The 24,942-nt window shown below is 67.7% G+C and carries 19 protein-coding genes; 15 read left to right on the top strand and 4 right to left on the bottom strand.

What is annotated here, in order from left to right; genetic code table 11:
• Nucleotides 1–121: 121 nt before the first annotated feature.
• Both ACQY9P_RS11955 and ACQY9P_RS11950 read right to left on the bottom strand, forming a co-directional pair.
• Entirely contained in the window at nucleotides 122–2,203 is a 2,082-nt protein-coding gene (locus ACQY9P_RS11955) for a TonB-dependent receptor (RefSeq protein ID WP_421739040.1), read from the bottom strand.
• A gap of 270 nt (nucleotides 2,204–2,473) precedes the next feature.
• Nucleotides 2,474–4,399, bottom strand: a complete 1,926-nt coding sequence (locus tag ACQY9P_RS11950) for a M61 family metallopeptidase (RefSeq protein WP_421739041.1) — start codon at nucleotides 4,397–4,399, stop codon at nucleotides 2,474–2,476.
• Nucleotides 4,400–4,855: 456 nt separating this feature from the next.
• Here ACQY9P_RS11950 and ACQY9P_RS11945 point away from each other — a divergent pair, with 456 nt between their 5' ends.
• The 5 genes from ACQY9P_RS11945 (at nucleotide 4,856) to ACQY9P_RS11925 (ending at nucleotide 9,502) form a co-directional block, all read left to right on the top strand.
• On the top strand, nucleotides 4,856–5,479 hold the full coding sequence (locus ACQY9P_RS11945; protein WP_421739042.1) for a PepSY-associated TM helix domain-containing protein: 624 nt from the start codon (nucleotides 4,856–4,858) through the stop codon (nucleotides 5,477–5,479).
• Between the two features lie 10 nt (nucleotides 5,480–5,489).
• Nucleotides 5,490–6,005 (top strand): DUF2271 domain-containing protein, encoded by a 516-nt coding sequence (locus ACQY9P_RS11940; RefSeq protein ID WP_421739043.1) that lies wholly within the window; start codon nucleotides 5,490–5,492, stop codon nucleotides 6,003–6,005.
• Between the two features lie 12 nt (nucleotides 6,006–6,017).
• Nucleotides 6,018–6,935: a DUF4198 domain-containing protein gene (locus tag ACQY9P_RS11935; RefSeq protein ID WP_421739044.1), complete on the top strand. Its 918-nt coding sequence runs from the start codon at nucleotides 6,018–6,020 to the stop codon at nucleotides 6,933–6,935.
• Nucleotides 6,936–6,998: 63 nt separating this feature from the next.
• Nucleotides 6,999–7,991, top strand: coding sequence for an FAD:protein FMN transferase (locus tag ACQY9P_RS11930; protein ID WP_421739045.1), 993 nt, complete (start codon nucleotides 6,999–7,001; stop codon nucleotides 7,989–7,991).
• Complete coding sequence (locus ACQY9P_RS11925; RefSeq protein WP_421739046.1) at nucleotides 7,988–9,502, top strand: sulfite reductase subunit alpha; 1,515 nt, start codon at nucleotides 7,988–7,990, stop codon at nucleotides 9,500–9,502. The genes ACQY9P_RS11930 and ACQY9P_RS11925 overlap by 4 nt, the downstream gene beginning before the upstream one ends.
• Here ACQY9P_RS11925 and mobA read toward each other — a convergent pair whose 3' ends face one another.
• A complete protein-coding gene (mobA, locus tag ACQY9P_RS11920; protein ID WP_421739047.1) occupies nucleotides 9,503–10,066 on the bottom strand; it encodes a molybdenum cofactor guanylyltransferase in 564 nt (187 codons plus the stop codon).
• A 109-nt stretch (nucleotides 10,067–10,175) separates the two neighbouring features.
• Between mobA and ACQY9P_RS11915 the strand changes: the two genes are divergently transcribed.
• The 9 genes from ACQY9P_RS11915 (at nucleotide 10,176) to yghU (ending at nucleotide 20,750) form a co-directional block, all read left to right on the top strand.
• Nucleotides 10,176–11,231: a LacI family DNA-binding transcriptional regulator gene (locus tag ACQY9P_RS11915; protein WP_421739048.1), complete on the top strand. Its 1,056-nt coding sequence runs from the start codon at nucleotides 10,176–10,178 to the stop codon at nucleotides 11,229–11,231.
• Between the two features lie 260 nt (nucleotides 11,232–11,491).
• Nucleotides 11,492–12,646 (top strand): fumarylacetoacetate hydrolase family protein, encoded by a 1,155-nt coding sequence (locus ACQY9P_RS11910; protein WP_421739049.1) that lies wholly within the window; start codon nucleotides 11,492–11,494, stop codon nucleotides 12,644–12,646.
• Between the two features lie 27 nt (nucleotides 12,647–12,673).
• Nucleotides 12,674–14,110, top strand: a complete 1,437-nt coding sequence (locus ACQY9P_RS11905) for an aldehyde dehydrogenase family protein (protein ID WP_421739050.1) — start codon at nucleotides 12,674–12,676, stop codon at nucleotides 14,108–14,110.
• A gap of 5 nt (nucleotides 14,111–14,115) precedes the next feature.
• A complete protein-coding gene (xylB, locus tag ACQY9P_RS11900; RefSeq protein WP_421739051.1) occupies nucleotides 14,116–14,865 on the top strand; it encodes a D-xylose 1-dehydrogenase in 750 nt (249 codons plus the stop codon).
• A 107-nt stretch (nucleotides 14,866–14,972) separates the two neighbouring features.
• Nucleotides 14,973–15,845: an SMP-30/gluconolactonase/LRE family protein gene (locus ACQY9P_RS11895; RefSeq protein WP_421739052.1), complete on the top strand. Its 873-nt coding sequence runs from the start codon at nucleotides 14,973–14,975 to the stop codon at nucleotides 15,843–15,845.
• A complete protein-coding gene (gene xylD, locus ACQY9P_RS11890; protein WP_428150089.1) occupies nucleotides 15,829–17,610 on the top strand; it encodes a xylonate dehydratase XylD in 1,782 nt (593 codons plus the stop codon). Before ACQY9P_RS11895 ends, xylD begins: the two co-directional genes overlap by 17 nt.
• 64 nt (nucleotides 17,611–17,674) lie before the next feature.
• Nucleotides 17,675–19,234, top strand: a complete 1,560-nt coding sequence (locus ACQY9P_RS11885) for a GH39 family glycosyl hydrolase (RefSeq protein WP_421739054.1) — start codon at nucleotides 17,675–17,677, stop codon at nucleotides 19,232–19,234.
• 47 nt (nucleotides 19,235–19,281) lie between these two features.
• Entirely contained in the window at nucleotides 19,282–19,761 is a 480-nt protein-coding gene (locus ACQY9P_RS11880) for a GNAT family N-acetyltransferase (protein WP_421739055.1), read from the top strand.
• Between the two features lie 116 nt (nucleotides 19,762–19,877).
• A complete protein-coding gene (gene yghU / locus ACQY9P_RS11875) occupies nucleotides 19,878–20,750 on the top strand; it encodes a glutathione-dependent disulfide-bond oxidoreductase (protein WP_421739056.1) in 873 nt (290 codons plus the stop codon).
• Between the two features lie 163 nt (nucleotides 20,751–20,913).
• Here the strand turns inward: yghU and ACQY9P_RS11870 are convergent, their stop codons facing one another.
• Nucleotides 20,914–23,100, bottom strand: coding sequence for a TonB-dependent receptor domain-containing protein (locus ACQY9P_RS11870; protein ID WP_421739057.1), 2,187 nt, complete (start codon nucleotides 23,098–23,100; stop codon nucleotides 20,914–20,916).
• A gap of 348 nt (nucleotides 23,101–23,448) precedes the next feature.
• Between ACQY9P_RS11870 and ACQY9P_RS11865 the strand changes: the two genes are divergently transcribed.
• Nucleotides 23,449–24,885, top strand: a complete 1,437-nt coding sequence (locus ACQY9P_RS11865; protein WP_421739058.1) for a sugar porter family MFS transporter — start codon at nucleotides 23,449–23,451, stop codon at nucleotides 24,883–24,885.
• The last annotated feature ends 57 nt before the right edge of the window (nucleotides 24,886–24,942 follow it).

Below are 24,942 nucleotides of genomic sequence, written 5' to 3'. Positions count from 1 at the left end.
GTCGCGTCATTGGCTGGCGACTTGGGACGTCGCCTTGGCCGGCACTATGGGGGAGGTTATCAGACCACTCAAGCGTGAATGTTACCGGTCTCATTATTGCCGGATGCACGCCTCGACACCCTCAGCCCTTCGCCCCCAGCTTGTAGGTCAGGGACAGCTTGAACCGCCGCCCCGAGCCCCGAAACTCGAGGTCCTGGATCAGCTGCGGCGAGTCCAGGTGCGAGACATAGCGAAACTGGTCGAACAGGTCGGTCACCGTCAGCTCTCCCGAGACACGTCGTGTCAGCGCATGGCGCCACGTCAGGTCGACATTGGCCACCGTGGAGCTGCCGCCCTGGAAAGACCGCTCTGGACTGTCATAGCGCAGCGCCAGTTGCACCTGCTCCGGCGCCCGCCCGGCCTTGCCGGCGGCGGCCTTGTAGTCGAGCTGCACATTGCCGGCGTATCGGACGCGGGAGTCCGTGATCGCGCGGCCATCTTCCAGCACTTGCCGCTCGCTCTGGAACAGATTGCCCGTCGCCGAATAGCGCCAGCGCGCGCCCAGCGGGCCGCGCAAGGATAGCTCGGCGCCGCGATTTGCGCTGTCACCCGTATTGATCTGGTTCGAGACGCTCACTCCGGCGGCGGTCACGCGGGTGAAATTGTCCCATGTGCGCCGGGTTTCCCGGTCGTACAGCGTCACCCCGACCTCCTGCTTGAGGATCGTCTTGTCGGCATGAACCTCGAAAGCATGGGTGACGGACGGCTTCAGGTCGGGATTGCCGGAAAAGGCCACATCGGCGTCTCCGTATTCCAGAAAGGGGTTCAGATCATCCAGGCTGGGGCGGCTCAGACGCTCGGCGTAGCTGAGCTTCAGCTTGACGCCGCTGGGCAGGTCCCGGGACACATGGAGGCTTTCGGTCACGCCGGTGTCGCGCCGCGCCACGGGCTGGCCGCCGGACCGCAGGTCGGCGCGCCAGGTCTCCAGGCGCGCGCCCGGCAATAGGGTCCATGGCCCTAGCGTGAACTGGAAGGTGACATAGGCCGCGCCGGTGTCGGTCGCCCCATCCAAGCGATAGGCATATTGCGGCGTCACCCTGACGCCCTGGACGAGGGTTTGCGAGAACTTGTCGACGACCTGCTCGGATCGCGACCAGGACCCGCCCAGCGACAGGAGCCGCTTTCCGGCGAACGGCCGTTGGTAATCAAGCTTGGCCGAAGTGTCGGCCGTGTCGTCGTTCAAGCCCGTGCGAAGGCGCCCCGAGGGCGAGGCCGGATTGGCGTAGGTCTCATCGACGGCCTCGGACTGGGTCCAGAGCGAGCCGTAATAGCTGGCCTCGACGGCCAGGGTTTCGCCCTCGCGCGGCCCTGTCCGCTCATAGCTGAGAGTGGCGGTGGCGTTGCTATAGTCGCCGGGGGTTAGGCTGAACCGGCGATACGCGCCGACGGCCGGAACGCTGGACACCGAGTCTATGGCGTTGATCGTCTCATTGGGCATCCGGTAGGTCCCGGCGGTCAGGGTCCAGGTCCGGCGATCATCCGGCTTGTAGGACGCCCGAAACTTGGCGGCGGTTCCGTCGTTGCTGCTCTTGGACAGCGTGTCCTGGATCAAGGTCGAGGCGTACTGGGACGGGGCCAGGATTTGCCGGACCTTATGGCTTTCCGAGCGCCCGACGTTGCGATTGACGCCCAGCGATCCGCCCACGGTCCATTTGCCGAAGGTCCAGGTCGGCGCGACCCTGAACAGGCCATTGCCGTCGGTGTCGGCGTTTGTGGTGACCGCGCCGCTCAGGCCAGGTTTGAAGCGCTTGCGAGTGCGGATGTCGATAATCCCGCCCGCCCCATCGGCGCCGTAGCGGGCGGAGGGGTTGGTCATCACCTCGATACGGTCAACCTCGGAGCCCAGCATCGTCTTGACGGTCTGGTCGTTCAAAGCGGGCCGACCGTCGATCAGCACCTTCACGTTCGAGCCGAGCAGCGACACCTTGCCGGCAGGCGTGACCGTCACTGACGGCAGCTTACCCAGAAGTTCCAGAACCGTGGCGGTCTGGGCCAGCGGGTCGCCCTTGACGTCATGGATGGTGCGATCGATCTGCTCGACCACCGCCGGACGCTCGGCGGTGACAACGACATCCGTGACCTGACTGGACGGGGTGTCTTGAGACGCGGCGACGGTCTGGGCGATCGCTATCGCGACCAGCGGAACCGGAAGAACGCCAGCCATGCGATACGCCCCGCGCGCCGCCCTTTTCGCCGATGCGCGCGAAAACACCCCAGGGACGCAAACAGATCAATACAACCTGAAAGACGTCAAACTCAACCATTAACCCAAAAGAGAAAGGGCCCGCCTGGGCAAGCGGGCCCCCTTACGCTTTAGGGGCGTTCAATGAGGGAATTTTGAACGTTCCCAACCCTAATCCCGCCGCTCGGGGCGGGGCCAGCCGGCATTTTGTCGCAAGCCGGGCCCCGACCCGCGACAAGACGCCGCGCGGGCCTATTTGCGGGCGGTGATGATGTCGTCCAGGCGCGCCGGGGTTCCGGCGATCCGCTCCAGGCGCGGATAGCGAAGGCCGCCGCGATAGTCGATCTTGACCATCCGGTAGCGCTCGGCGTCCTTGATCAGCAGCTCCACCAGCTGACCTTCGGGCTTTGCGGCCGCCTTGACGGCGTCCTTCAGCTTGTCGGCGTCATAGGTCTCGCCATTGACGGCCACGATGGTCTGTCCCTGGGTCAGGCCCGCCTTGAAGGCCGGGCCGTCCCACTGCACGCCCGTCAGCAGGCCGGCCGCGCCGACCGTGAAGCCCAGCGAATAGGACAGGTTGACGATCTTGCCCTTGGTCTCGGCCGTCTTGAAGAAGTCGGTCGGCGTGTCCGTATAGACCAGCTTGTAGCCGCCCCGGGTCAGGCCATCCAGCGGCGCGCGCTCCGACAGGCCCTCGATGCGGGTCTTTAGGAAGCTGCTCCAGTCATAGGGCGTGACGTCGTTCAGCGTCTTGACCACGTCCTCGAAGGTGTAGGTGTGGGGCGTGAACGAGCCGCTATCGACACCGAAGAAGGCCTTGGCGAAATCGTCGAGCGACTTCTTGCCGCCGGTCTTCTCGCGGATCAGCGTATCGGCGTCGAGCCACACCAGCTGGCCTTCGGAATAGTAGTCCTCGCTGCGCTGGTAGCTGACCCACGACAGCGGCTTGCGGTTGGCGATGATCGGGTCGTTGGTGGTGTCGGCGACGTTGCGCCAGTCGCGGCCGCGCCGGTTATCATAGAGGGCCGCCGTCATGGCCAGGGCGTCCAGGCTCTGCTGCTTGTTGTGCAGGCCCGAGCGGGCGGCCAGCACATTGCCCCAATACTGGGTCTGGCCCTCATAGACCCACATCAGGCTGTCGCGCATCGGGGTGTTGAGGGTGGGGGTCCAGAGGTCGGCCCCCCGGCGGAACTTGCCGTTCCACGAGTGGGTGTATTCGTGGGCCAGCAGGTCGCGGCCGACCGCGCCCTTGTCCCAGTCCTGGAAGTATTTGGGGCCGACATTGTTCTCGCTGGAGCGGTGATGCTCCAGGCCGATGCCGCCCAGCTGGTCCGACACGGCGACCAGGAAGTCATAGTGGTCGTAGTGGTGGCTGCCGTAGAGCTTGTAGGCCTGCTGCACCAGGTCCTTGTGGATCTGGATCTGCTCGGGCTTGAAGTCCAGCTGTTCGGGGCGGTCGGCGACCATGTTCAGGCGCACGCGAGCCGGGCCTTCGGGGTCCAGGTCGACCGACTTGAAATAGCGGCCGGCGAACATCGGCGAGTCGACCAGGGTCTCGAAGGGCGTGACCTTGAAGGTGGTGGTCTGGCCGTTGGTGCTGGCGGTTTCCAGCGCCGTGGCGAACTTGAAGCCTTCCGGCAGCGTGACGCTGGCCTCGACCGGGATCTGGCGGGTGAAATAGCCGGCGGGATAGAAGCCCATCTGCAGCCACTGCACATTGACGATGTCGGGCGTCATCACCTGGCGGCCGACCTTGGTCTCGACCGGCGACAGGAACTGGTAGCTGAGCTGCAGCTCGCTCACGCCCGCCGGCACGTCGACGTGGAAGGCGAACACTTCGACCAGGTCGCGCGTCCAGGCCAGGCGCTTGCCGTTGGCGGTGATCACCAGGCCGGCCATCTTGTCCAGGTCATTGCGCGGCGAGTGACCGCCCGGAACCCACTGCGGATAGTAGATCGTGAACTTGCCCGCCTTGGCGACGGGGATGGTCTCGCGGATCTCGAAGATCTTGCGCTGCAGATCGGTGGCGTCGACCGACAGCTTCAGCGTGCCCGGATAGGGGATATCGCGGGCGGCCGGGATCGGCGGCGTCGGGGCCGACGGCTGCGGCAGAGGCTGGGCGACGGCGGCCGTGCAGGCCAGGGTCAGAACCGATACGGAGAAGAACAGCGCTTTCACGAAACACCCCAATGCGGCCCGCCGGCGTGCTCCCGGCGGATCAGAGGGCGCATGTTTCGTCCCTCAAACGGGGCTTGTCGAGAGTCCGGAGTCCTCCTTTTTGGGCCGGCGGCGCGGCGGATAGGGAAAACCCTTAAGCGACGCCCCTTGATTGTCTCCCTCCGGCGAAAGTCGGAAGCTCCTCCTTGCCGGTGAACCCGCCAGTTCCACCGACCTGCCGGTCGGCCAGAGCGCCCATGTCCCCCCTGCTCTGGCCGCCCCTGCCCCCCCCTGCGACGTCGCCTAAGCCAGACTTGCCCGGAAGCCCGGCCCGATCATCGCCGGCTGATGGCCGCGGACCTGAAATCATTCAGCAACACGGCGATGCGATCTCGCCTCTTGTAATTGCAATTCGTTCTCAAGTATGGACGAGCCGCACTTCATTCCCGGTATCCGCCCCAAGGTTTCCCCTCCCCCGTGTCGACCGCCCCGCATCGCCGTTCCTTCTGGCTAAAGCAGTTGCACCAGTGGCACTGGATCAGCGCGGCCCTGTCGCTGATCGGCATGCTGCTGTTCGCGATCACCGGGATCACCCTGAACCATGCCGGCCAGATCGAGGCCAAGCCGGTGGTGGTCAGCCGCAAGGCGACCCTGCCGCCGGAGATGCTGGCCGATCTGGCCAAGGGTCCGGTCGAGGGCAAGCGCCCCCTGCCGCTGAAGCTGGAGCGCTGGCTGGACAAGGCCGTCGGCGCCGACATCGCCGGCCGCGAGGGCGAATGGTCCGACGCGGAGGTCTATGTCGCCCTGGCCCGTCCCGGCGGCGACGTCTGGCTGTCGATCGACCGCGAGACCGGCGCCGTCGAGCACGAAAAGACCACGCGCGGCGCGATCAGCCTGCTCAACGACCTGCACAAGGGCCGCAACACCGGCAAGGCCTGGTCGTGGTTCATCGACATCTTCGCCGCCGCCTGCGTGATCTTCACGATCACCGGCCTGATCCTGCTGCAGTTCCACGCCCGCGCCCGCCCCCTGACCTGGCCGCTGGTGGCCGCCGGTCTGGCCGCGCCGGTCATCCTCGTCATCCTTTTCGTCCACCTCTGAGGTGAAATCCGTGAAGCGTTCCGTCTCTTTCCTGACCTTCGCCGGCGCCGCGATCAGCGCCGCCCCGGCCCTGGCCGCCGATCTCAACGTCACCGTCGAGGTGCCGCGCCTGTCGGTCGCCGAGTATCACAAGCCTTATGTCGCGATCTGGATCGAGAACGCCGACGCCAGCGCCGCCGGCACCCTGGCGATCTGGTACGACGCCGACTCCAAGGAAGACCACGGCACCAAGTGGCTGAAGGACATGCGCCAGTGGTGGCGCAAGGCCGGCCGCGAGATGACCTTCCCCGCCGACGGGATCAGCGGCGCCACCCGCGCGCCCGGCCCGCAGAAGCTGGTGTTCAGCGGCGCCAAGGGCGCGCTGAAGGACCTCAAGCCTGGTCAATACAATCTGGTGGTCGAAGCCGCCCGCGAAGTCGGCGGCCATGAAGCCGTCCGCGTGCCCTTCGCCTGGGGCAAGCCGAGCAAGCCCGTCACCGTCAAGGGCGCGGCCGAGCTCGGCGCCGTCACCGTCTTCGTCAAGTAAGCGAGAAAACCGATGTCCCTGAAGACCCGTCTCCTGGCCGTCGCGGCCGCCGGTATCGCCCTGGCCCTGCCGCTTTCCGCCAGCGCCCACCGCGGCTGGATGGTGCCCTCGTTCACCGTGCTGTCGGGTGATGGTTCGTGGGTGACGGTCGACGCCGCCATCTCCAATGAGCTGTTCTATCCCGACCATCGCCCGATGCGCGTCGACGGCGTGGTCGCCATCGCGCCGGACGGCTCGACCGTGAAGCTGCAGAACGTCTCGACCGGCCAGTTCCGCTCGACCTTCGACGTCCAGCTGACCCAGCCGGGCACCTACAAGATCGTCAGCGCCAGCAACAGCGTTCAGGCCAGCTGGACCGAGAACGGCGAGATCAAGCGCTTTCGCGGCAGCGCCGACGACTTCGCCAAGCAGGTTCCGGCCGGCGCGACCGACCTGAAGACGATCAAGGGATCAAACCGCAACGAGACCTTCGTCACCCGCGACAAGCCGACAACCGAGTCGCTGAAGCCCACTGGCAAGGGCCTGGAACTGGTTCCGGTGACCCATCCCAACGACATCGTCGCCACCGAGGCGGCGACCTTCAAGTTCGTGCTGGACGGCAAGCCCGCCGCCGACCTGGACGTGACCATCGTCCCCGGCGGCGCCCGCTGGCGCGCCACCCCGGGCGAGATCAAGGTCAAGACCGGCGCCGACGGCGGCTTCAAGGTGACCCTGCCGGAAGCCGGCATGTACTGGATCAACGCCACCGCGCGCGGCGGCGAAACCGGCGGTCGCGGTCCGGGTGGACCCGGCATGGGTGGCCCGGGCATGGGCGGCCCTGGCGGCGCGCCCGGCGCTCCGGCCGGCGGGCCTCCCGCCCCCGTCACGGCGCTGGCCGGCAACGGCTTCAGCGCCAGCTACACCGCCACGCTCGAAGCGCAGCGGCCCTGATAGCTTGCCCTCCCGGCCGCCGCACAGCAGCGGCCGAGAGGGCAAGGATTTGTTGAGCGTCAAATGACCCGCGTCCTGGTCCCTCTCCTCACCGATCCGCCCGCCCGCCCGCTGGGCGGCGTGATCCACGCCCTGACGGGCAAGACCATGGGCACGACCTGGTCTGTCAAACTGACAGCCCAGCCCGCCGCCGATCTCCCGGCCCTGACCGCCATGGTGCAGCGCGCCCTCGACGCCGTGGTCGCGGAGATGAGCCCGTGGGAGCCGCTGTCGGACCTGTCGCGCTACAACCGCTCGCCGGTGGCAGGCTGGACGGCCCTGCCGGCAGGCATGGCCGCGGTGCTGCGCCGCGCGATCGCCATCGCCGAGGCGACGGACGGCGCCTTCGATCCGACCCTGGGCGCCCTGACTGACCTTTGGGGCTTTGGCCCCCGCCCGTTCCCGGGCGAGCCGCCCTCGTCCGCCGCCATCGAAGCCGCCCGCGAGGCCGGCGGGTGGAAGCGCCTGGTCCTGGACGGCGACGCCCTGTTCCAGCCCGGCGGTCTGCGCCTGGACCTGAACGGCATCGCCAAGGGCTTCGGGGTCGACCAGGCCGCCGCCGCGCTCGAACGCGCCGGCGTGAAATCCTACCTCGTGGAGGTCGGCGGCGAACTGCGGGGAACCGGCGCCAAGCCGGACGGCCAGCCGTGGTGGGTGGAGCTGGAACGCCCCCCGACCGCCAATGACGCCCTGCGCACCGTCGTGGCCCTGCATGGCCTGTCGGTCGCCACGTCCGGCGACTATCGGCGCTTCTTCGACCATGACGGCAAACGTTACGCCCACACGCTGGATCCAGCCTCCGGCGCGCCCAGCGACCATGGCGTGGTCAGCGTCACGGTGCTGGCGCCCGCCTGCATCGACGCCGACGCCTGGGCCACGGCCCTGACGGTGATGGGGCCGGACACCGCCCTGACCTTCGCCGCCGCCCACGACCTGCCGGCCCTGATCGTCAGCCGCAGGGGCAAAAACCTGGAAGAGCGCCTGTCGCCGGCCCTGCAGGCCATGCTCGACGCATGATCGACCTGTCGACCCTGGATCCAGAGACCCGCCGCCATCTGGCCGCCGGCGCGGTGGCCCTGGCGTGGCTGGGCCTGTGCGGTTTGATCGCCGCTCGCCAGGGTCTGCGCCGCCGGGCCGAACGCCGTCAGGCCGCCGCCCTGGCCAGCGGCGCCGGCGAACCGGTGCTGGTCGCCTTTTCCAGCCAGACCGGCCTGGCCGAGGACCTGGCCCTCGCCACCGCCAGGGCCCTGACCGCCGGCGGCGTCCCCGTCACCCTGCGCGACCTTTCGACCGTCACCGCCGCCGACCTGTCCGCCGCTGGCCGGGCCCTGTTCGTGGTCAGCACCACGGGCGAAGGCGACGCCCCCGACACGGCCCGCGCCTTCATCCGCGACGTGATGAGCGCCGCGCCCGACCTGTCGGCCCTGCGCTATGGCGTGCTGGCCCTGGGCGACACAGAATACGCCAACTTCTGCGCCTTTGGCCGCGCCCTCGACGTCTGGCTGGCCCAGCGGGGGGCCGCGTCGCTGTTCGATCGCGTCGAGGTCGATGACGGCGACGAGGCCGCCCTGCGTCACTGGCAGGCGCATCTGGGCGGCCTGACCGGCCAGACCGACGCGCCCGACTGGAGCCTGCCCGCCTATGGCGACTGGAAACTGGCCCAACGCCGCCTGCTCAACCCCGGCAGCCCCGGCGGAGAGGCCTGGCACATCCGCCTGGAACCCACCGACCGCGCGGTGACCTGGCAGGCGGGAGACATCCTCGAGATCGGCCCGCGCAACGATCCGGCCGAGGTCGCGGCGCTGATCGCGCGGCTCGGCTTGCCCGACACTATGGCCGAGGCGCTTTCAACGCGCCGCCTGCCCCGCGACCCCGAGACCCTGGTCGGCCTGTCCGGCGACGCTTTGCTGGAACGGCTGACCGCCCTGCCCCATCGCGAATATTCCATCGCCTCGCTGCCGGCCGACGGCAGCGTCGAGCTGATCGTTCGCCTGGCCTCCCGCGCGGATGGCAAGCCCGGCCTAGGCTCGGGCTGGCTGTGCCGCTTCGCCCCCGAGGGCGCGATGATCGAGGCCCGGGTTCGGGTCAACCGCGGTTTCCATGCGCCGGACGGCCACGCCCCGATGATCCTGATCGGCGCGGGCACGGGCCTGGCCGGCCTGCGCGCCCACCTCAAGGCCCGGGCCGCCAAGGGGCGAGGACGAAACTGGCTGCTGTTTGGCGAACGGACCTCGGCCCATGACGCCTTCCATGCCGACGAACTCTCCGGCTGGCTCGGAACGGGCGTTCTGGAACGCCTGGATCTTGTCTTTTCCCGCGACCAGGCCGAGCGGCTCTACGTGCAACATCGGCTGCTTGAGGCGGCCGACGACGTGAGGGCCTGGGTGGCGGCGGGGGCCAGCCTCATGGTCTGCGGGTCGCTGGAAGGGATGTCTCGAGAGGTGCACGCGGTGCTGGTCGAGACCCTGGGCGCCGAAGCGCTGGAGCGCCTGACGGACCAAGGGCGCTATCGGCGCGATGTCTACTAGTCAGCCCGCGTGATCCCCGCGAAGGGATGAAGACGGGTTTTGAATGAGCCGCGCCCGCTCCTCCGGCGTATTGGCGCCTCGCAGCCGCGCCTCGGCCCCGGCCGGAACCGCGACCGCCAGAAGCCCGGCGCGCTCGACCAGCCGCCGCAGCGGCCATCCCGCTTCGGCGCCGTCAGGCAGGGCCGACACCATCAGGACCATCGGCAGCGGCAGGTCCTCATAGGCCGCCCCCGGCGCCTCGGCCGCCAAAAGCGGCGCCAGATCCTCGGTCGTCAGCGTCGGCGCGTCCACGGCGAGGATCAGCGCCCGTTCGACGCCCAAGGCCCGCAAGGCCGCGACGCCGGCCAGCAGTCCGCCGACGGGGCCCGCGCCCGGCTCCGGATCGGGGACCCAAGGCAGACCCAGATCCGTTCCGACCGTCATGACGGGCTGGGCGCCGACCGCTCGGGCCAGGTCCGCCACGCGATCCACCGCCCGGGCGCCGCCCCAGTCCAGATCGGCCTTGTCGCGACCCATGCGGCGCGAACCGCCGCCGGTGAGAATGAGAGCGCCGAAGGGTGTCATGCCTGTTTCCTCCATCCGTCTCCCATAGCGGGAATGTCCCTCTTCGCCTCCGTCTTCCACTGGCGCGCCGAAACGGTCTAGTCTCCCGCGCCAAAGCACAGGACCATTCATGAGAGAGCCCACGGAACGCCAAAGGCGACGCTCCACCCAGAGCGCGACGATCCGCGATGTCGCGGCGCGCGCGGGTGTGTCGCCCATGACTGTCTCGCGGGTCATCAACCGCGAGACCACCGTCAAGGAAGAGACGCGGGCGCTGGTCGAGCAGGCCATCACCGACCTCAACTACGCGCCCAATCCGGCGGCCCGCAGCCTGGCCGGCTCGGCCCCGTTCCGCATCGGTCTGCTCTATGACAACCCCTCGACGGGCTATCTGTCAGAGTTCCTGGTCGGCGCCCTGGACGAAAGCAGCCGCACCGGCGCCCAGGTGGTGATCGAGAAGTGCGCCGAGCCCGAACTGGCGGGCGCCACCCTGACCCGACTGCTGAAGACCGGCGTCGACGGCCTGATCCTGCCGCCGCCGCTGTGCGAGTCGCCGCAGGTCCTGGCCGAGGTCAAGGCCGCCGGCGCCGCCGCCGTCGGCGTGGCGACCGGCACGGCCAGCAGCGACATGGCCACCATCCGCATCGACAACGAGGCGGCCGCCTACGAGCTGACCCAGCACCTGCTGGCCCTGGGCCACAAGCGGTTCGGCTTCATCAAGGGCCACCCCAACCAGACGGTCAGCCAGCAGCGTCTGGACGGTTTCATGACCGCCCTGAAGGCCGCCGGCATTCCGATGGAGGACGTGCGGGTCGAGCAGGGCTATTTCACCTATCGTTCCGGCCTCGAGGCCGCCGAGCGGCTGCTGGCCAGCGACCTGCGCCCCACCGCGATCTTCGCCTGCAACGACGACATGGCCGCCGCCACCGCGGGCCTGGCCCACCGCCTGGGCCTGGACGTGCCGGGCGACGTCTCGATCGTCGGCTTCGACGACACCTCGATCGCCGCCAACATCTGGCCCCCCCTGACCACCGTGCACCAGCCGATCGCCGCCATGGCCCGCGCGGCCGTGGACCTGGTGCTGGAGGAAATCCGCCGCAAGCGCGATGGAACCGGCGAGCCCCGGCAACTGATGCATCCGCACACGCTGATCGTGCGGGATTCGAGCGGGCCGGCGCCGAAGTAGAAAACACCGCTCATCCCCGCGAAGGCGGGGAACCAAGCCGAGCAGGCGGGCCGGAGTGATACCGAGCCAATCCCTTACCGCCGCTTGGGTCCCCGCCTGCGCGGGGATGAGCGGATTTATGGAGCGCGATTGGTCTGACAAAGCGCCACACCCCGCTTGCCGCCCCCACATGTTAGCGCTAACAAGTGCGCTGACATGAACAAGCGCGGCCCCCCTAGGGTGTGGTGAGGTCCAGACGCTTGAGACGGGGAGACGACGCCGTGGGCGTGACGCAATTCCTTCCGGATGATTGGCAGGACGCGACCCTGCTGGGCCGCATCGATTTTGGCGATGGTCCGACCCCCGTGCTGGTGCGCGGCGGACGCATCGAGGACATGTCGAAGATCGCCCCCACCGTCGCCGACCTGATGAACGCCTATGCTCCCGGCGCGGTGATCCCGCGCGGCGAGGACAAGGGCCCGCTGGAAGCCCTGGACGTGCGCCCGGTGTGGGCCGACACCCATGGCGACGCCGCCGCCAAGCTGCTGGCTCCCGTCGATCTGCAGTGCCTGAAGGCCGCCGGCGTCACCTTCGCCGTCTCGACCCTGGAACGGGTGATCGAGGAACGCGCCCGGGGCGACGCCGCCGCCGCCCTGGAGATTCGCGAGCAGCTGTCGCAGAGCATGGGCGGCGACCTGCGCAGCGTCGATCCGGGCTCGGAGGGCGCCGAGCGCCTGAAGCAGACCCTGATCAAGGACGGCCTGTGGTCGCAATATCTGGAAGTCGCCATCGGCCCGGACGCCGAGATCTTCACCAAGGGCCCGACCCTGTCGTCGATGGGCTGGGGCGACCATGTCGGCGTCCGCTCTGACAGCCACTGGAACAACCCCGAGCCGGAAGTCGTGCTGCTGTGCGACGGGTCGGGCAACATCCGCGGCGCCGCGCTGGGCAATGACGTCAACCTGCGCGACTTCGAGGGCCGCTCGGCCCTGCTGCTCTCTAAGGCCAAGGACAACAACGCCAGCTGCTCGATCGGCCCGTTCGTGCGGCTGTTCGACGACGGCTTCTCGCTGGACGACGTGCGCTCGGCCGAGGTCGAGTTGAAGATCACCGGTCGCGACAACTTCGTGCTGGACGGTCATTCTAACATGAGCCTGATCAGCCGCGACCCGGCCGTGCTGGCCGCACAGGCGTTCGGCAAGCAGCACCAGTATCCCGACGGCTTCGCCCTGTTCCTGGGCACGATGTTCGCCCCGATCCAGGACCGCGACACCCCCGGCCAGGGCTTTACCCACAAGGTCGGCGACCGCGTGCGCGTCTCGACGCCCAGGCTGGGCGTCCTCGAGAACGCGGTGACCACCTGCGACCAGGCCAAGCCCTGGACGTTCGGGATCTCGGCCCTGATCCGCAATCTGGCCGGCCGCGGCCTGCTCTAACTTTTTGTCTTTCGAGGACCTCGGCCTATGACCGACACCCTACGCCACTATATCGGCGGCGAACGCGTCGCCTCCGACGCCCCGACCCAAAGCCTGAACCCGTCCAACATCAACGACGTGGTCGCCATGGTGCCCAACGGCGGCTCGGCGGAGGTCGACGCCGCTGTCAGCGCCGCCAAGAAGGCCTTCCCCGCCTGGTCGGAAAGCTCGCCGGAAGTCCGCTCGGACCTGCTGGACAAGGTCGGCTCGACCATCATCGCCCGTAGCGCCGACATCGGCCGCCTGCTGGCCCGCGAAGAGGGCAAGACCCTGCCGGAAGGCATCGGCGAGACCGTCCGCGCCGGCCGGATCTTCAAGTATTTCGCCGGCGAGGCCCTGCGCCGCCACGGCCAGAACCTGGAAAGCACCCGTCCAGGCGTCGAGATCCAGACCTATCGCCAGGCGGTCGGCGTGTTCGGCCTCGTGACCCCCTGGAACTTCCCCATCGCCATCCCGGCCTGGAAGGCGGCTCCCGCCCTGGCCTTCGGCAACACCGTGGTGATCAAGCCGGCCGGCCCGACCCCGGCCACCGCCTCGGTGCTGGCGGACATCATGCAGGAATGCGGCGCTCCGGCCGGCGTGTTCAACATGCTGTTCGGTCGCGGCGCGATGGGCGACGCCCTGATCAAGCACAAGGACGTCGACGGCGTCTCGTTCACCGGCTCGCAGGGCGTCGGCGCCCAGGTCGCCGCCGCCGCCGTGGCCCGCCAGGCCCGCGTGCAGCTTGAGATGGGCGGCAAGAACCCGCTGATCGTGCTGGACGACGCCGACCTGGAACGCGCGGTCGCCATCGCCCTGGACGGCTCGTTCTTCGCCACCGGCCAGCGCTGCACCGCCAGCTCGCGCCTGATCGTCACCGACGGCATCCACGACCGGTTCGTGGCCCTGCTGGCCGAGAAGATCGCCGCGCTGCGCGTGGGTGATGCCCTCGACAGCAACACCCAGATCGGCCCGGCGGTCTCCGAAGACCAGATGGAGACGTCGTACAAGTATATCGACATCGCCACCGGCGAAGGCGGCCGCATCGTCACCGGCGGCCAGCGCCTGAAGCTGGAAAACCCAGGCTGGTACGTGCAGCCGACCCTGATCGCCGACACCGACCGCGACATGCGGATCAACAACGAGGAAGTCTTCGGCCCCGTCGCCTCGACCATCCGGGTCAAGGACTATGAGGAAGCCCTGGAAGTCGCCAACGGCGTCGAGTTCGGCCTGTCGGCCGGCATCGCCACCACCTCGCTGAAATATGCCCGCCACTTCCAGCGCCACGCCAAGGCCGGCATGACGATGGTCAATCTGGCCACGGCCGGCGTCGACTATCACGTGCCGTTCGGCGGCTCGAAGAGCTCCAGCTACGGCGCCCGCGAACAGGGCTTCGCGGCGGTCGAGTTCTTCACCCAGACCAAAACCTCGTATTCGTGGTCGTAAACCGCATGTCCTCAGCCATCTATCCCAGCCTCAAGGGCAAGCGCGTCGTCATCACCGGCGGCGGCAGCGGCATCGGCGCCGGCCTGACCGCCGGCTTCGTGCGCCAGGGCGCCGAGGTGATCTTCCTCGACATCGTCGACGGGGATTCCCAGGCCCTGGTCGCCCAGCTGTCGCCGAACGCGGCCATCGCGCCGGTCTACAGGCACTGTGACCTGATGGATCTCGACAGCCTGAAGGCCGTCCTGGCGGAGATCGGCGACGTCGACGTGCTGGTCAACAACGCCGGCAATGACGACCGCCACAAGCTGGCCGACATCACGCCCGCCTATTGGGACAACCGCATCGGCGTCAATCTGCGCCACATGCTGTTCGCGGCCCAGGCGGTCGCGCCGGGCATGGCCAAGCGCGGCGGCGGGGCGATCATCAATTTCGGCTCGATCAGCTGGCACCTGGGTCTGGAGGACCTGGTCCTCTATGAGACCGCCAAGGCGGGCATCGAGGGCATGACCCGCGCCCTGGCCCGGGAGCTGGGTCCCGACGACATCCGCGTCACCTGCGTGGTGCCCGGCAACGTCAAGACCAAGCGCCAGGAGAAGTGGTACACGCCGGAAGGCGAGGCCGAGATCGTCGCGGCCCAATGCCTCAAGGGTCGCTTGGTCCCCGACCACATCGCTTCGCTGGTGCTGTTCCTGGCCTCGGACGACGCGGCGCTTTGCACCGGCCACGAATACTGGATCGACGCCGGCTGGCGGTAGGACCGGAAACGACCTTCCGCGGCTCCCCGGATCCGATCCGGGGAGTTGGCCCGACGGGTCGCGGGAGGTTATCACCGGCCATCCGTTGTTGAGCAGGATTCTCTAGCATGACCATCGCCTCCACCTGCGTCTGGGACGTCAAGGCCACCCTCGGCGAAGGGCCGATCTGGCATCGTGACGCGCTCTGGTTCGTCGACATCAAGGGCCGTCAGGTCCATCGCTTCGACCCGGCCTATGGCGAACAGCTGAGCTTTTCGGCGCCCGATCAGGTGACCTTCCTGGCCCCCCTGGGCGGCGGCTTCATCGCCGGCCTGAAGAGCGGGCTGCACCGCTTCCATCCGGCGCTGGGCTTCACGCCGATGATGACCATTGAGCCGGCGGACCTGGACAACCGGCCCAACGACGCGACGGTCGACGCCGAAGGCCGCCTGTGGTTCGGCACGATGCACGATGGCGAAGAGGCCCCCAGCGGCGCGCTCTATCGGCTGACCGCCGACGGCGCGGTGACCCGCATGGACAGGGACATCTGCATCACCAACGGTCCCTGCGTCTCGCCGGACGGCAAGACCTTCTATCACACCGACACCCTGGAAAAGACCATCTGGGCCTATGATCTGGATGCGGACGGCATGCTGTCGAACAAGCGGGTCTTCGTGAAGATCGGCATCGAGGGCGCCTGGCCCGACGGCTCCGTGGTCGATTCCGAAGGCTATGTCTGGACAGCCCTGTGGGGCGGTTTCGGCGCCGTGCGCTTCTCGCCCGACGGCGAGGCCGTGGCCCGCATCGAACTGCCCGCCCCCAACGTGACCAAGCCCTGCTTCGGCGGGCCCGACCTGAAGACGCTCTATTTCACCACCGCCCGCAAGGGACTGAGCGACGAGATCCTCGCCGCCTATCCCCTGGCCGGCGGCCTGTTCGCCGTTCCCGTCGATGTGGCGGGACAGCCCCAATACGAGGTGCGCCTTGACCTCCCCGAATAGAACGCCCCGCCGGTTCCGCTCGCGCGACTGGTTCGACAATCCCGACCACATCGACATGACCGCCCTCTATCTGGAGCGGTTCATGAACTACGGGATCACGCCCGAGGAACTGCGCAGCGGCAAGCCGATCATCGGCATCGCCCAGACCGGCAGCGACATCTCGCCGTGCAACCGCATCCACCTGGACCTGGTCACCCGGGTCCGGGACGGCATCCGCGACGCCGGCGGCATTCCGATGGAGTTCCCGGTCCATCCGATCTTCGAGAATTGCCGTCGTCCGACGGCGGCGCTGGATCGGAACCTGTCGTATCTGGGTCTGGTCGAGACCCTGCACGGCTATCCGATCGACGCCGTGGTGCTGACCACCGGCTGCGACAAGACCACGCCGGCCGGGATCATGGCCGCCACCACCGTCAACATCCCGGCCATCGTCCTGTCGGGCGGTCCCATGCTGGACGGCTGGCACGATGGCGAACTGGTCGGCTCGGGCACGGTGATCTGGCGCTCGCGTCGCAAGCTGGCGGCCGGCGAGATCAACGAGGACGAGTTCATCCAGCGCGCCGCCGACAGCGCCCCCTCGGCCGGCCACTGCAACACCATGGGCACGGCCTCGACCATGAACGCCGTGGCCGAGGCCCTTGGCCTGTCCCTGACCGGTTGCGCGGCCATCCCCGCCCCCTATCGCGAGCGCGGCCAGATGGCCTATCGCACCGGCCAGCGGATCGTCGACCTGGCCTATGAAGACATCAAGCCCAAGGACATCCTGACCCAGAAGGCGTTCGAAAACGCCATCGCCCTGGTGGCGGCGGCCGGCGGTTCCACCAACGCCCAGCCGCACATCGCCGCCATGGCCCGCCACGCCGGGCTGGAAGTCACCGCCGACGACTGGCGCAAGGCCTATGACATCCCGCTGATCGTCAACATGCAGCCGGCGGGCAAGTATCTGGGCGAGCGCTTCCACCGGGCCGGCGGCGCTCCCGCAGTGCTGTGGGAGCTGCTGCAGAACGGCCGCCTGCATGGCGACGTCCTGACCGTCACCGGCAAGACCATGGCGGAGAACCTCGAGGGTCGCGAGACCAAGGACCGCGAGGTCATCTTCCCCTACGCTCAGCCGCTGGCCGAAAAGGCCGGCTTCCTGGTGCTGAAGGGCAACCTGTTCGATTTCGCGATCATGAAGTCCAGCGTGATCGGCGCCGACTTCCGGGCTCGCTATCTGTCCAAGCCCGGCCAGGAAGACATCTTCGAGGCCCGCGCCATCGTGTTCGACGGCTCCGGCGACTATCACGCCCGGATCAACGACCCGGACCTGAACATCGACGAACACTGCATCCTGGTGATCCGCGGCGCGGGTCCGATCGGCTGGCCCGGCTCGGCCGAGGTGGTCAACATGCAGCCGCCGGACGCCCTGCTCAAGCGCGGCATCATGAGCCTGCCCACCCTGGGGGACGGCCGCCAGTCGGGCACCGCCGACAGCCCCTCGATCCTCAACGCCTCGCCCGAAAGCGCGATCGGCGGCGGGCTGTCGTGGCTGCGCACCGGCGACACCATCCGCATCGACCTCAACACCGGCCGCTGCGACGCCCTGGTGGACGATGCGACCATCGCCGAACGCCGCAAGGAAGGCATTCCCGCCGTCCCCGAGACCATGACCCCCTGGCAGGAGATCTACCGCGCCCACACGGGCCAGCTGGAAACCGGCGGGGTGCTGGAATTCGCGGTCAAGTACCAGGACCTGGCCGCCAAGCTGCCCAGGCACAACCACTAGAGACCAAGGCCCCCGGGAGCGATCCCGGGGGCTTTTTCAAAGGTCCAACGAGGAGGAGACCCAGATGCTGTCCCGCCGCCAACTGATGGTAGCCGCCGCCGCGACGCCGGCCCTGGCCGCAGCCGCTCCGACGACGCGCCGGATCACCATCGACGCCGCCCGCGCCAGCGCGCCGATGGACCGCTTCTACGACCTCTCCATCGGCTCGGACTTCCCCGGCACCCTGCTGCGCGAGGACAGTCTGGCCCAGTTGAAGACCGCCGTCGGAGAACTGGGCTTTCGATATGTACGCTTCCACGACATCTTCCACGACGTGCTGGGCACGGTGAAGACGGTCGACGGCCGGATCGTCTATGACTGGACGAAGATCGACCAGCTCTACGACCGCCTGCTGGGCATGGGGATCAAGCCGTTCATCGAGCTGGGCTTTACACCCTCGGCGATGAAGACCTCGGAGCAGACCATCTTCTACTGGAAGGGCAACACCTCGCATCCGGTGTTCGCCGACTGGGCCGCCTTGATCGACGCCTTCGTCCGCCATCTGCGCGGCCGCTATGGCGAGGCGCAGGTCCGCACCTGGTTCTTCGAGGTCTGGAACGAGCCCAACCTGGCCGGCTTCTGGGAAAAGGCCGATCAAAAGGTCTATTTCGACCTCTTCGCCCTGACCTCGAAGACGATCAAGGCCATCGACCCGGCCCTGAAGGTCGGCGGCCCCTCGACGGCCGGCGCGGCCTGGGTTCCGGAGCTTCTGGCCTATTGCCAGACCAACGGCGTGGCGATCGACTTCGTCACCACCCACACCTATGGCGTCGACGGCGGCTTCCTGGACGAGAACGGCAAGGAGGACACCAAGCTGTCGCCCTCGCCCGACGCGGTCATTGGCGATGTGCGCCGGGTGCGCGAGCAGATCGCCGCCTCGGCCTTCCCCACTCTGCCGCTGTATTTCACCGAATGGAGCACCAGCTACACGCCGCGCGACCCGGTCCATGACAGCTATCACAGCGCCGCCTACATCCTGGCCAAGCTGAAGGGCGTGAAGGGCCTGGTCCAGGGCATGAGCTACTGGACGTTCAGCGACCTGTTCGAAGAGCCCGGCCCGCCGACGGCGCCGTTCCAGGGCGGCTTTGGCCTGATCAACCCGCAGGGAATCCGCAAGCCGGCCTGGTTCGCCTACAAGTACCTGAACGCCCTGAAGGGTCAGGAAATCCCCATCAGCGATCCCGAGGTGCTGGCCGCCGTCGATGACGGCAAGATCGCCGCCCTGGTCTGGGATTTCGAGCAGCCGGTCCAGGCGCTGAGCAACCGGCCCTACTACACCCGGGTCCAGCCCGCCGCCGCCGCGCCGACCGTCCAGGCGACGTTCGCCGGGCTGAAGGCGGGGGTCTATCGCCTGCAGGCCCGGCGCACCGGCTATCGCGCCAATGACGCCTACAGCGCCTATCTGGCGATGGGGTCGCCGGCCAACCTGACGCCCGAACAGGTGCGCGACCTGAACGCTATGACCACCGACAAACCCGAGATCGACCGCGAGGTCACGGTCGGCGCGAAGGGTGATTTCAGCCTGGACCTGCCGATGCGCGAGAATGATCTGGTGCTGGTGACGCTGGAGCGGACGGGACGGTAGGACACGCGGCGGTTGACGTCATTCAGGCTTAGGTCGACCCTCGCCGCATGAGCCACTCGCCCCGCGACGCCCAAGCCGCCGACCTCGACGCCCTGGCCTACCTGTGGTGGTCAGGCTGGCGTGACGCGCACCTGGCCATCGTGCCGGAGGCCTTGGCCAAGCTGCGCACGCAGGACAGTTTCCACGGCCGCATGAGCGCCGCCCTGCCCCAGGTGCGCACCCTGGGTCCCGTTGGCGCGCCGCTGGGCTTTCACCTGATCAAGGACGACGAACTCTACCAGTTCTATGTCGCCGCCCATGCGCGGGGGACAGGCGCGGCCGCGGTGCTGATCGCCGACGCGGAGACCTGCCTGCTGGCCCAGGGGATCCAGACCCCATGGCTGGCCTGCGCGATCGGCAACACACGAGCCGCCCGCTTCTACGAGAAGTCCGGCTGGACGCTGGCGCGCGTGGAGTGCGTGCCGACGGAAACCTCCGCCGGCCTCTTTCCGCTGGACGTCTGGCGTTACGAAAAGCGCCTGGCCTGAAGGCGCTTTTCGTTCAGCGATCAAATCCGTCGGACGCACTGGCGCACTCAGACCTGAACCGCCACATTGACGAGATCAGAAGCGCGCAAGCGTTCGACTGCCGCCAGGAGCCTGCCATGACCGACGCCCCCGCCTATGTCCCGCCCAAGGTCTGGACCTGGAACCGGGAGAACGGCGGCAAGTTCGCCTCGATCAACCGACCGATCGCCGGCCCCACCCATGACAAGCCCCTGCAGGTCGGCAAGCATCCGCTGCAGCTGTATTCGCTGGGAACGCCCAATGGCGTGAAGGTGACGATCATGCTGGAGGAGCTGCTGGCCCTGGGCCATGCGGGCGCCGAGTATGACGCGTGGCTGATCAATATCGGCGCGGGCGACCAGTTCGGCAGCGGCTTCGTCTCGGCCAATCCCAATTCCAAGATCCCGGCCCTGGTCGATCACAGCGGTCCCGAGCCGATCCGGATCTTCGAGTCCGGCGCCATCCTGATCCACCTGGCCGAAAAGTTCGGGGCGTTCCTGCCGACCGAGCCGGCGGCGCGGGCCGAGTGCCTGTCGTGGCTGTTCTGGCAGATGGGCAGCGCGCCGTTCCTGGGCGGCGGCTTTGGCCACTTCTACGCCTATGCGCCGTTCAAGATGGAATATCCGATCGACCGCTACGCCATGGAGGTCAAGCGCCAGATGGACGTGCTGGACCGGCAGCTGGCCGAGCACCCCTTCATCGCCGGCGACGACTACACCATCGCCGACATGGCCATCTGGCCCTGGTACGGTGGCATGGCCAAGGGCCTGCTGTACGAGGCCGGAGAGTTCCTGTCGGTGCAGGACTACAAGAACGTCATCCGCTGGGCCGACGACCTGGCCGCCCGCCCGGCGGTGCAGCGCGGCCGGATGGTCAACCGCACCTTCGGCGAGCCCTCAAGCCAGCTGCGCGAGCGCCACGACGCCAGCGACTTCGACACCAAGACTCAGGACAAGATCGAGGCGGAATAGGGCCTGTTCCCAAGCCTATCCATAGTCCGCTCATCCCCGCGAAAGCGGGGACCCAAGCTGAGGCGGCGGGTGATCGCTCGGCCTTGCCAACCGGCCCAATCGGCTTGGGTCCCCGCTTTCGCGGGGATGAGCGGTTTTTTGGGGGGCGAGGTATTGCGCCCCCCTACCCCACCTGACCAGCGCTGAAGTCGAACTGCTCGGGGCGCGGCTTGCCGCCGCCGAAGCTGTAGGAGAAGCCGAAGAACACCGCGCGGACATTGGCCGTGCGGGTGGTGGTGTCACGCAGCGCCGGGGTGTTGATGACGACGGTGTCCTCGAAGCCCTTCAGCACGTCCTGGGCGGTGACCACGAACGAGAGCTTGTCGTTCACCTTGCGGCGATAGCCCAGATTCACCATCTGGATCGGCTCGCGATAGCCCTGCGGCGTCAGGCGGCGGCCCGTGGTGAAGGCGTTGACCTGGAAGAAGTCCTTGGGCGTGGCCTGCCAATTCACATTGGCGCGGCCCGACACCATGGTGTCCGACCGCTTGCCCGAAAAGCCCAGGTTGGTCGCCGTGATCTCGTTGTGGAAGATGTTGCTGCTGAGATTGTAGGTGATCTTGGGCGTCAGGCGGCCGTTGGCCACCAGCTCCAGGCCGGCGCTGTTGTTCTTGCCCAGGTTTTCCTTGGTGGTCAGCAGCACGCCGCCGCCCAGATCGCGCACCACGTCGGTCACGCTCTCCTTGTTCTGGCGCACATAGACCGTGGCCAGATAGTAGGTCTGGGCCTTGCGATACTGCCAGCCCAGCTCATAGGAGTCGGTCTGCTGGGGCTTCAGGTCCGGATTGCCGGCCCGGTAGTTATAGGGGTCGATATAGACCCGGTAGGGGTTCAGGTCCTGCGCGCCCGGACGCTGCACGCGATGGCTGTAGTTGGCGTTGAACGTGTTGTTTTCGTTGATCGTGTAGCCCATGTGCAGGCTGGGATAGACCTTGAAATAGTCGTTCTTGTTCTTCTGGTTCGAGGTCAGCTGGTTGGTGTCGATATTGACCTGCTCGGCCCGCAGACCGCCCTGCACCGTGAGGTCGCCGAACGGCCGCTCATAGGTGACATAGGCCGCATAGACGTCCTGGTCATAGAGGAAGCGGTTGGTGCGGTTGGGGTCGACGATCAGCGATCCGGGGGCCGCGCCCGTGGCGCCGCGATTGTCGTAGTCGTTCTGGGCGACCTCGAAATCGACACCGGCCTTCAGCTTGACGTCGCCCGGCAGCGGCTTGCTGTAGTCGACCTTGAGGTTGGTGCGCGTCTGGTTGATGTCAAAGCCCTGGGTCTCATAGACCGTGGCGCCGGGCGTGTTGCGCAGGATGGCGTTGGAGTCGCGCGTGAAGTCGGTGACTTCATATTCCAGATGCGTCGTCAGCAGATGGTCGGCGCCCTTCAGCTGCCGGCGCCAGTCGGCGCTGACGGCGCTGTTGTTGCGCTCGAGGCTGGCGTCCGAGGTCCGGTTATAGGCGCGCGAAACGCCGCCCAGGGCGTTGCGAGCCGAAGAGGTCTCGAACGCGTTGCTGTCGAAATTCATGCCGCGGAAACGCACCTCGCCGCTCAGGCGGTTCTGCTTGTCGAGGTCATAGTCGACCCCGCCCCGCAGGTTCAGGCCGCCGCCCTCGTTTTCCTGGATGGCGTCATACACGCTGGGCAGGAGCTGGCCGCTGGCCGGATCGAGGGTGGCGCGGTCGATGGTCTGCACGCCCTTCTGGGTGTCGTAGCGATAGCCGGCGTCGCCCGACAGGGTCAGCTTGCCCGCCCGGCGGTTGGCGCTGATGCCGCCGTTGTAGCGGCCGTTGGGGCCGACATTGAGCCGGACCGAGCCGGTGGTTCCGGCCTTGTTGGTCTTCTTGGTAATCAGGTTGATGATCCCGGCCGTGCCATCGGGACGGAAGGCGGCAGAGGGATTGGTCATCACCTCGACCCGGTCGATCTGGTCGGCGGGCAGCTGCTGCAGGGCGTCGGCCTTGCCGTCGCCGTTGAACATGCCCGACGGCTTGCCGTCGATCAGGATGGTGACATTGCTGTCTCCGCGCAGGCTGACATTGCCCTGAACATCGACCTCGACCGAGGGGATGTTGCGCAGGGCGTCGCTGATCGAGCCGGTGCGGGCCGACAGGTCGTTGGCGACGCTGTAGCTGCGGCGGTCGATCGCGGTGCGCATGGCCGTGGAGTCACTGGTCACCACCACGCCCTCGACGGCGGTCGGCGCGCTGGCGGCGGCCGGCTTGGCGGGCTGGGCAGGCGCGACGGGCGCTTGGGCGAAAGCGAGGCTGGAGGGCAGGACCACCGCGGCGGCGGCGAGCAAGGAAAGTTTCAGGCGCAAGACAAATCCCCGGAAAGGCCGGCGCCCGGCGCGCGAAGGGAGGTCGCGCGGGTTCCGACGTCCACGCGTAGAGCGCGCCGCGACACGGGGGGCAAATGTCTTTTCAGCAATGTTCGTCTTGGTCCGGGACCTGCGTTTTTCACGCAACGGTCGTCCTGGCGGGACAGCACTCTCATCCCGAGGCCGGAAACGGATTAGGCTCTGGTTCGTCCGCGTGAGTCGGGATCTGGCGCTTCCTCACCACCGCTTGCGCGCTGATACCGGTAACACTAAGGTCGCCGCCAACCAGAGGTCCGACAAGGACCGCCTAGGGATTGAATGGGCCTCACGAGGCCAAGGGAGGGAACAGTGGCATCAGTATCCAGCGCGGGACCGAGCCCGGGCATGAGCGCCGACGGCGCCAAGGTCAACATGGCCTTCATCGCCGCGATCGTGGCCGTCGCCACCATCGGCGGCTTCATGTTCGGCTATGACAGCGGCGTCATCAACGGCACGCAGGAAGGCCTGGAAAGCGCCTTCAACCTCAGCAAGCTCGGCACCGGTCTGAACGTCGGCGCGATCCTGATCGGCTGCGCCGTGGGCGCCTTCGCCGCCGGCCGTCTGGCCGACGTCTGGGGCCGCCGCACCGTGATGATCATCTCGGCGCTGCTGTTCCTGGTCAGCGCCATCGGCTCCGGCGCCGCCGACACCTCGCTGGTGTTCATCGCCTTCCGCCTGATCGGCGGCCTGGGCGTGGGCGCGGCCAGCGTGCTGTGCCCGGTCTACATCTCGGAAGTCACCCCCGCCAATATTCGCGGCCGCCTGTCGTCCGTGCAGCAGATCATGATCATCACCGGCCTGACCGGCGCGTTCGTGGCCAACTACGTCCTGGCCCACACCGCCGGCAGCTCGACCGCGCCGTTCTGGCTGGGCCTGCCCGCCTGGCGCTGGATGTTCTGGATGCAGACCATCCCCGCCGCGATCTTCTTCTTCGCCCTGCTGACCATCCCGGAAAGCCCGCGCTATCTGGTGGCCAAGGGCAAGGAGGCCGAGGCCGACAAGATCCTCTCGCGCCTGTTCGGCGAAGGCCAGGGCGCCAAGAAGGTGGCCGAGATCCGCGCCTCGCTGAGCGCCGACCACAAGCCCAAGTTCTCCGACCTGCTGGACCCCGCCACCCGCAAGGTCCGGGCGATCCTCTGGGCCGGCCTGGTCCTGGCCGTCTTCCAGCAACTGGTCGGCATCAACATCGTCTTCTACTACGGCTCGGTGCTGTGGCAGTCGGTCGGCTTCACCGAGGACGACAGCCTGAAGATCAACATCCTGTCGGGAACCCTGTCGATCGTGGCCTGTCTGGCCGCCATCGCCCTGATCGACAAGATCGGCCGCAAGCCGCTGCTGCTGATCGGCTCGGCCGGCATGGCCGTGACCCTGGGCGTCCTCACCTGGTGCTTCTCGACCGCCACCACGGTGAACGGCGCGCTGCACCTGGCCGACACCGTCGGCCTGACCGCCCTGGTCGCCGCCAACGCCTATGTGGTGTTCTTCAACCTCAGCTGGGGCCCCGTGATGTGGGTCATGCTGGGCGAGATGTTCCCCAACCAGATGCGCGGCTCGGCCCTGGCCGTCGCCGGCTTCGCCCAGTGGATCGCCAACTTCGCCATCTCGGTCAGCTTCCCGTCGATGGCGGCCAAGAGCCTGCCGATGACCTATGGCTTCTACGCGCTCAGCGCCGTGGTCTCGTTCTTCCTGGTTCAGAAACTGATCAAGGAGACGCGGGGCACCGAGCTGGAAGACATGCAGGGTTAGGGTGACGACAGGCAGATCCTCCCCCTTTGGGGGAGGTGGCCCGGAGGGCCGGAGGGG

The sequence above is a fragment of the Caulobacter sp. genome (assembly GCF_965279145.1).
In the GTDB taxonomy this organism is placed as follows: Bacteria; Pseudomonadota; Alphaproteobacteria; order Caulobacterales; family Caulobacteraceae; genus Caulobacter.
The sequence above is the reverse complement of the archived record's forward strand: the minus strand, read 5'-3'. Positions and strand labels throughout refer to the sequence as shown.

What these genes read in the sequence shown, in the direction of transcription:
- ACQY9P_RS11955 (WP_421739040.1), bottom strand. Translation starts at nt 2,203, where the DNA reads ATGGCTGGCGTTCTTCCGGTTCCGCTGGTCGCGATAGCGATCGCCCAG.
- ACQY9P_RS11935 (WP_421739044.1), top strand. Translation starts at nt 6,018, where the DNA reads ATGTCCCTGAAGACCCGTCTCCTGGCCGTCGCGGCCGCCGGTATCGCC.
- ACQY9P_RS11930 (WP_421739045.1), top strand. Translation starts at nt 6,999, where the DNA reads ATGACCCGCGTCCTGGTCCCTCTCCTCACCGATCCGCCCGCCCGCCCG.
- ACQY9P_RS11925 (WP_421739046.1), top strand. Translation starts at nt 7,988, where the DNA reads ATGATCGACCTGTCGACCCTGGATCCAGAGACCCGCCGCCATCTGGCC.
- mobA (WP_421739047.1), bottom strand. Translation starts at nt 10,066, where the DNA reads ATGACACCCTTCGGCGCTCTCATTCTCACCGGCGGCGGTTCGCGCCGC.
- ACQY9P_RS11915 (WP_421739048.1), top strand. Translation starts at nt 10,176, where the DNA reads ATGAGAGAGCCCACGGAACGCCAAAGGCGACGCTCCACCCAGAGCGCG.
- ACQY9P_RS11905 (WP_421739050.1), top strand. Translation starts at nt 12,674, where the DNA reads ATGACCGACACCCTACGCCACTATATCGGCGGCGAACGCGTCGCCTCC.
- xylB (WP_421739051.1), top strand. Translation starts at nt 14,116, where the DNA reads ATGTCCTCAGCCATCTATCCCAGCCTCAAGGGCAAGCGCGTCGTCATC.
- ACQY9P_RS11895 (WP_421739052.1), top strand. Translation starts at nt 14,973, where the DNA reads ATGACCATCGCCTCCACCTGCGTCTGGGACGTCAAGGCCACCCTCGGC.
- ACQY9P_RS11885 (WP_421739054.1), top strand. Translation starts at nt 17,675, where the DNA reads ATGCTGTCCCGCCGCCAACTGATGGTAGCCGCCGCCGCGACGCCGGCC.
- ACQY9P_RS11880 (WP_421739055.1), top strand. Translation starts at nt 19,282, where the DNA reads ATGAGCCACTCGCCCCGCGACGCCCAAGCCGCCGACCTCGACGCCCTG.
- yghU (WP_421739056.1), top strand. Translation starts at nt 19,878, where the DNA reads ATGACCGACGCCCCCGCCTATGTCCCGCCCAAGGTCTGGACCTGGAAC.